The sequence below is a fragment of the Streptomyces sp. NPDC091282 genome, from assembly GCF_044757385.1.
Lineage (GTDB): Bacteria > Actinomycetota > Actinomycetes > Streptomycetales > Streptomycetaceae > Streptomyces > Streptomyces gramineus.
The window spans coordinates 23276-29652 of the sequence record NZ_JBIVUX010000019.1; the positions used below are offsets into that span (position 1 = coordinate 23276).

Below are 6377 nucleotides of genomic sequence, written 5' to 3' on the forward strand. Positions count from 1 at the left end.
AGGAACGAAGAAGATGAGCAAGCTGCGCGTGGCGGTCCTCGGCGCCCGGGGCCGGATCGGCTCCGAAGCGGTCAAGGCCGTCGAGGCCGCCGAGGACATGGAGCTGGTCGCGGCCCTCGGCCGGGGCGACAAGCTGGAGGCGCTGGCCGACGCGGGCGCCCAGGTCGCGGTCGAACTGACCACGCCCGCCTCGGTGATGGGCAACCTCGACTTCTGCGTGCGGCACGGCATCCACGCCGTCGTCGGTACGACGGGCTGGACCGAGGAGCGCCTCGCACAGCTCACCGGCTGGCTGGCGCGGTCTCCGGAGACCGGCGTGCTCATCGCCCCGAACTTCTCCATCGGCGCCGTGCTGACGATGAAGTTCGCGCAGATCGCCGCGCCGTACTTCGAGTCGGTGGAGGTCGTCGAGCTCCACCACCCGAACAAGGTGGACGCGCCGAGCGGCACGGCCACCCGCACCGCTCAGCTCATCGCCGAGGCCCGCCGCGCGGCCGGCACCGCACCGGCCCCGGACGCCACGGTCACCGCCCTGGACGGCGCCCGCGGCGCCGACGTCGACGGCGTCCCCGTCCACGCCGTCCGTCTCCGCGGTCTCCTCGCCCACCAGGAGGTCCTGCTCGGCGGCGAGGGCGAGACCCTCACCGTCCGGCACGACTCCCTGCACCACAGCAGCTTCATGCCGGGCATCCTGCTCGGCGCCCGCCGCGTGGTCACCGCTCCGGGCCTGACCTTCGGTCTGGAAAACTTCCTGGACCTGGGCTGATTCGAGGCCTCTGACATGCGCGCGAAGCTCTCCTACGCCCTCACGGCCGCCGTCCTGGTCTTCTACTTCGTCCTGGTCGGCAGCCGGGGCGTGATGCTCATCCAGACCGGCACGGTCCTCACCGTCACCTTCGGAGTGGCGGTGCTGATCCTGCCGGTCATCGGCGTGTGGTTCCTGTGGAAGAACACCCAGTTCGTCCGCCGCGCCAACGCCCTCGCCGCGGAACTCGACGCCGAGGGCGGCCTGCCCGTGGACGAGCTGAAGCGCACGCCCGGCGGCCGCATCGACCGGGACTCCGCCGACGAGGTCTTCGCCAAGCGCAAGGCCGAGACCGAGGCCGCTCCCGACGACTGGCGCAGCTGGTTCCGGCTCGCCGTCGCCTACCACGACGCCCGGGACACCCCGCGCGCCCGCAAGGCCATGCAGCGCGCCATCGCCCTGCACGACGGCAGGCCGCTGCCGGCCTGAGCCACGGCCCGCACGCACGGCAGGGGCCGGTCCGCCTGAGCGGACCGGCCCCTGCCGTACGTCACCGGACGCGCTCAGCCGCGGCCGTACTCCGCCGCCCACGCCTCCACCGCGTCCGCCGCCCGGTCGAAGGCCGAGGCCCGGCTCAGGAAGTCCATCCCGTGCGTGGTCAGCAGCGGCTCCGTGTCGGCCACCGGACGGTCCTTGCGCACGAGGGTCAGCGCCTGCCCCTGCACGGTCCGCGGCAGGCCCAGCCAGCGCACCGGCTGCTGCGCGGTCCGCACCGAGACGACCCGCTTCCACGGCACCGTCCGGGTCTGGAACAGGCCGATCTGGCGCACGCCCCGCGCGCTCACCCACACGCCCATGCGCAGTATCCGCAGCGCGGCCGCGATGATCAGCAGCGCGACGCAGAGGACCACGGTGGCGGAGGACAGCGAGCCGGTCAGCGCCAGCGCGACCGCGGCGAACAGCACGAACGAGGCGAGCAGCAGCCACAGGGCGGCTCCGCCGACCCGCCACGGCCCCGGACGGTAGGGGCGCCGCCAGCGGTCCCGGTCGTCGTAGGGCAGGGGACTGTCGAGCGCCGCGTCATCGGTGCGGTCGACCATCAGGAAGGGCAGGGGCACGGCTGGTCCTCACTCAATCCATGCATGGGCTGTGCCCGGTGAGGCTATCCGCCCGTGTCCCCGCCCACCACTCGCGGGGGGCCGGAAGAGTCAGTGGCCCTGAGAGGCCTGCGACTGCTGGGTCCCGGTGTCCGACGGCGTGGACAGCGCGGGCATGCCCACGACCAGCGAGCCCACCACTCCGGCCACGAGGGTGAGGCCGAGCAGCCAGCGCCCGGTGATCTGACTCACGGACGACCGCTGGCGGGGCGGGGGAGTGACATTGCTGCGGAACCGGTCGGCTTCGGCGACGAAGGCGAAGGGCACGGGCTCGCGCCGGCGGAACATCGGAGTGTCTCCTCTCGGGAGCTGGGGAGGTGTGAGCACCACGGGACGGGATCGAACGCGCCGTCCTCACTCATACAGACGCGCGAACGAACCGTTAGGTGCCCGGTTGCCCCGAATTCACAGAACTTCACCGAAGTTCGCCGAAGATGTCGCGCCCCGGCACCGAACGCCCCGTTGTCGGTGCCGGGCCGTAGAGTGGGCGCCGCCCGAGAGAAGTGATGGAAGGACCCTCCGAGCCGTGACCGACACCCCCGCCGACGACCTCAAGCCCAGTTTCCGCAGCGAAGTCACCGTCGAGCTGGTCAAGCACAGCGCGGCCGACTCCGATGTGCTGTGGGCCGCCCGGGTCTCCACCGCCGGCGAGCAGTCCCTGGACGAGCTGAAGAAGGACCCGGAGCGTTCCAAGGGTCTGATCAACTACCTCATGCGGGACCGGCACGGCAGCCCCTTCGAGCACAACTCGATGACCTTCTTCATCAGCGCCCCGATCTTCGTCTTCCGCGAGTTCATGCGGCACCGCGTGGGCTGGTCCTACAACGAGGAGTCGGGCAGGTACCGCCGCCTGGACCCCGTGTTCTACGTGCCCGACGAGTCCCGCAAGCTCGTCCAGGAGGGCCGCCCCGGCAAGTACGTCTTCGTGGAGGGCACCCAGGCCCAGCAGGAACTCGTCGCCCGGACGATGGAGTATTCCTACCGGCAGGCCTACGAGGCCTACCAGGAGATGCTCGCCGCCGGTGTCGCCCGCGAGGTGGCCCGTGCGGTGCTGCCCGTCGGCCTGTTCTCCTCGATGTACGCCACCTGCAACGCCCGCTCGCTGATGCACTTCCTCGGCCTGCGCACCCAGCACGAGCTGGCGAAGGTGCCGTCCTTCCCGCAGCGGGAGATCGAGATGGTCGGCGAGAAGATGGAGGCGGAGTGGGCCCGGCTCATGCCGCTCACCCATGCGGCCTTCAACGCCAACGGCCGGGTCGCGCCGTAAACCGTGCGTCTTGTCGTGCTCGGCACAGATGTGCGGATCAGCCTGGCGAAGTGTCCGTATTGCGGCATTTAGAGAAGTTCATCTAGCCTGATCAAACGGACCCGGCACTGCTTGAACCCCCGAGCAGGCAGTGCCGGGCTCCGCATTTGTCAGGACTTTCCCCGTACCCCAAGGGCAGACCGCGCCGTGAGCACCGAGTAGCGTGTAACCCATGGCTCCGACCTCCACTCCGCAGACCCCCTTCGGGCGGGTCCTCACCGCCATGGTCACGCCCTTCACGGCGGACGGCGCACTCGACCTCGACGGCGCCCAGCGGCTCGCAACCCACCTGGTGGACGCAGGCAACGACGGCCTGATCGTCAACGGCACCACCGGTGAGTCGCCCACCACCAGCAATGCGGAGAAATCGGAACTCGTGCGCGCCGTGGTGGCGGCGGTCGGCGACCGCGCCCACGTCGTGGCCGGCGTCGGCACCAACGACACCCAGCACAGCATCGAGCTGGCCCGCCAGGCCGAGCGCGACGGCGCGCACGGCCTGCTGGTCGTCACGCCGTACTACAACAAGCCCCCGCAGGAGGGCCTGTACCGGCACTTCACCACGATCGCCGACACCACCGGCCTGCCGGTCATGCTCTACGACATCCCCGGCCGCAGCGGCGTCCCGATCAGCACCGAGACGTTCGTCCGGCTGGCCGAGCACCCGAGGATCGTCGCCAACAAGGACGCCAAGGGCGACCTCGGCCGAGCCAGCTGGGCCATCGCCCGGTCGGGCCTCGCCTGGTACTCCGGCGACGACATGCTCAACCTGCCGCTGCTCTCCGTGGGCGCCGTCGGCTTCGTCTCGGTCGTCGGCCACCTGGTCACCCCGGACCTCAGGGCCCTCGTGGAGGCCTTCACCTCCGGCGACGTGCAGAAGGCATCGGAGATCCACCAGAAGCTGCTCCCGGTCTACACCGGCATGTTCCGCACCCAGGGCGTCATGACGACCAAGGCCGCGCTCAGCCTCCAGGGGCTGCCTGCCGGGCCGCTGCGCCCGCCCATGGTCGAATGTTCGGCCGAGGAGATCGCTCAGCTCAAGATCGATCTTGCCGCCGGCGGGGTACAGCTCTGACAACAGACTTTGCGCGGACGTCCGCGTAGCAACGCTTGACAACTGAATACGGCGGGACACGGGTGCCCGCATCCCACATCGACAACTGCTTATGCACGAACGTCACGCACGCCACGTGCCCGACCGGTACGTGGCGTGCGTGGTGAGGAGAGTCTTTTGAGTCATCCGCATCCTGAACTCGGCCCGCCGCCCAAGCTCCCCGAAGGCGCGCTGCGCGTCACCCCGCTCGGCGGGCTCGGCGAGATCGGCCGAAACATGACCGTCTTCGAGTACGGCGGCCGCCTGCTGATCGTCGACTGCGGAGTGCTCTTCCCCGAGGAGGAGCAGCCCGGAATCGACCTGATCCTGCCGGACTTCACGTCCGTCCGGGACCGCCTCGACGACATCGAGGGCATCGTCCTCACTCACGGTCACGAGGACCACATCGGCGGCGTCCCCTTCCTGCTCCGCGAGAAGCCGGACATCCCGCTCATCGGCTCCAAGCTGACCCTCGCCCTCATCGAGGCGAAGCTCCAGGAGCACCGCATCCGCCCGTACACCCTGGAAGTGGCGGAGGGCCAGCGCGAGCGCATCGGACCCTTCGACTGCGAGTTCGTCGCCGTCAACCACTCCATCCCGGACGCGCTGGCCGTGGCCATCCGCACCCCGGCGGGCATGGCGGTGCACACCGGCGACTTCAAGATGGACCAGCTCCCGCTGGACCACCGCCTCACGGACCTGCACGCGTTCGCACGGCTCAGCGAGGAAGGCATCGACCTTCTTCTGGCCGACTCGACCAACGCCGAGGTGCCGGGCTTCGTCCCGCCCGAGCGGGACATCTCGAACGTCCTGCGCCAGGTCTTCGCCGGCGCCCGCAAGCGGATCATCGTGGCGAGCTTCGCCAGCCACGTGCACCGCATCCAGCAGATCCTGGACGCCGCCCACGAGTACGGCCGCCGGGTCGCCTTCGTCGGCCGCTCCATGGTCCGCAACATGGGCATCGCACGGGACCTCGGCTACCTCAAGGTCCCGCCGGGCCTCGTCGTGGACGTGAAGACGCTGGACGACCTCCCGGACAGCCAGGTGGTCCTGGTCTGCACGGGCTCCCAGGGCGAACCGATGGCCGCCCTGTCCCGGATGGCCAACCGCGACCACCAGATCCGCATCGTCGACGGCGACACGGTCATCCTGGCGTCCTCGCTGATCCCCGGGAACGAGAACGCGGTCTACCGCGTCATCAACGGCCTGACCCGCTGGGGCGCCAACGTCGTCCACAAGGGCAACGCCAAGGTGCACGTCTCCGGCCACGCCTCCGCCGGCGAGCTGCTGTACTTCTACAACATCTGCCGGCCGAAGAACCTGATGCCGGTGCACGGCGAGTGGCGCCATCTGCGGGCCAACGCCGAGCTGGGCGCCCTGACGGGCATCCCGCACGACCGCATCGTCATCGCCGAGGACGGCGTGGTCGTCGACCTGGTCGAGGGCAAGGCCAAGATCTCCGGCAAGGTCCAGGCCGGCTACGTGTACGTCGACGGGCTCTCCGTCGGCGACGTGGGTGAGCCGGCCCTGAAGGACCGCAAGATCCTCGGGGACGAGGGCATCATCTCGGTCTTCGTGGTGGTCGACTCGTCCACCGGCAAGATCACGGGCGGCCCGCACATCCAGGCCCGCGGCTCCGGCATCGAGGACTCGGCGTTCGCCGCCGTCGTCCCGAAGATCTCGGAGGTCCTGGAACGCTCGGCCCAGGACGGCGTGGTGGAGCCCCACCAGCTCCAGCAACTCATCCGCAGGACCCTGGGCAAGTGGGTCTCCGACACGTATCGCCGCAGGCCGATGATCCTGCCGGTGGTCGTGGAGGTCTGACCCTCCCACGCGTCAACCAGGAGCGGGGCTCCTCGATTTGCATCGAGGAGCCCCGCTCCAGTACGTTTACGGCTCCGCCCAGCCGGGAACCCCAGTGCCTCATGGACTGGATCCGGTTCTCCCGGACCGGGTGGAAATTCCGACTCAGAACTTCTGATAAAGTCGGAACCGCCGGAAAGGGAAACGCGAGAGCGGAAACCTGGAAAGCACCGAGGAAATCGGGTCGGAAAAGATCTGATAGAGTCGGAAACGCAA

General features: G+C 69.5%; 7 protein-coding genes. 5 read left to right on the forward strand and 2 right to left on the reverse strand.

What is annotated here, in order from left to right; genetic code table 11:
* The first annotated feature begins 13 nt into the window (after positions 1-13).
* Both dapB and ACIQOE_RS41685 read left to right on the forward strand, forming a co-directional pair.
* Positions 14-766 carry a 4-hydroxy-tetrahydrodipicolinate reductase gene (gene dapB / locus ACIQOE_RS41680; protein ID WP_351323625.1) on the forward strand — a complete coding sequence of 251 codons (753 nt, stop codon included), beginning with the start codon at positions 14-16 and terminating at the stop codon, positions 764-766.
* A gap of 15 nt (positions 767-781) precedes the next feature.
* Complete coding sequence (locus ACIQOE_RS41685) at positions 782-1234, forward strand: hypothetical protein (protein ID WP_351323626.1); 453 nt, start codon at positions 782-784, stop codon at positions 1232-1234.
* A 74-nt stretch (positions 1235-1308) separates the two neighbouring features.
* On the opposite strand, the gene ACIQOE_RS41690 is transcribed toward ACIQOE_RS41685, so the two are convergent.
* Both ACIQOE_RS41690 and ACIQOE_RS41695 read right to left on the reverse strand, forming a co-directional pair.
* A complete protein-coding gene (locus ACIQOE_RS41690) occupies positions 1309-1863 on the reverse strand; it encodes a hypothetical protein (protein ID WP_401417317.1) in 555 nt (184 codons plus the stop codon).
* 90 nt (positions 1864-1953) lie between these two features.
* Positions 1954-2190, reverse strand: a complete 237-nt coding sequence (locus tag ACIQOE_RS41695) for a hypothetical protein (RefSeq protein ID WP_351323628.1) — start codon at positions 2188-2190, stop codon at positions 1954-1956.
* Positions 2191-2428: 238 nt separating this feature from the next.
* Here ACIQOE_RS41695 and thyX point away from each other — a divergent pair, with 238 nt between their 5' ends.
* The 3 genes from thyX (at position 2429) to ACIQOE_RS41710 (ending at position 6122) form a co-directional block, all read left to right on the forward strand.
* On the forward strand, positions 2429-3169 hold the full coding sequence (gene thyX, locus ACIQOE_RS41700) for an FAD-dependent thymidylate synthase (RefSeq protein ID WP_401417318.1): 741 nt from the start codon (positions 2429-2431) through the stop codon (positions 3167-3169).
* Positions 3170-3380: 211 nt separating this feature from the next.
* A complete protein-coding gene (gene dapA / locus ACIQOE_RS41705; protein ID WP_351323630.1) occupies positions 3381-4280 on the forward strand; it encodes a 4-hydroxy-tetrahydrodipicolinate synthase in 900 nt (299 codons plus the stop codon).
* Between the two features lie 156 nt (positions 4281-4436).
* On the forward strand, positions 4437-6122 hold the full coding sequence (locus ACIQOE_RS41710; RefSeq protein WP_351323631.1) for a ribonuclease J: 1686 nt from the start codon (positions 4437-4439) through the stop codon (positions 6120-6122).
* Positions 6123-6377 lie beyond the last annotated feature (255 nt).

Coding starts and splice junctions, on each gene's coding strand:
- dapA (WP_351323630.1), top strand. CDS start 3,381: ATGGCTCCGACCTCCACTCCGCAGACCCCCTTCGGGCGGGTCCTCACC.
- ACIQOE_RS41695 (WP_351323628.1), bottom strand. CDS start 2,190: ATGTTCCGCCGGCGCGAGCCCGTGCCCTTCGCCTTCGTCGCCGAAGCC.
- ACIQOE_RS41685 (WP_351323626.1), top strand. CDS start 782: ATGCGCGCGAAGCTCTCCTACGCCCTCACGGCCGCCGTCCTGGTCTTC.
- dapB (WP_351323625.1), top strand. CDS start 14: ATGAGCAAGCTGCGCGTGGCGGTCCTCGGCGCCCGGGGCCGGATCGGC.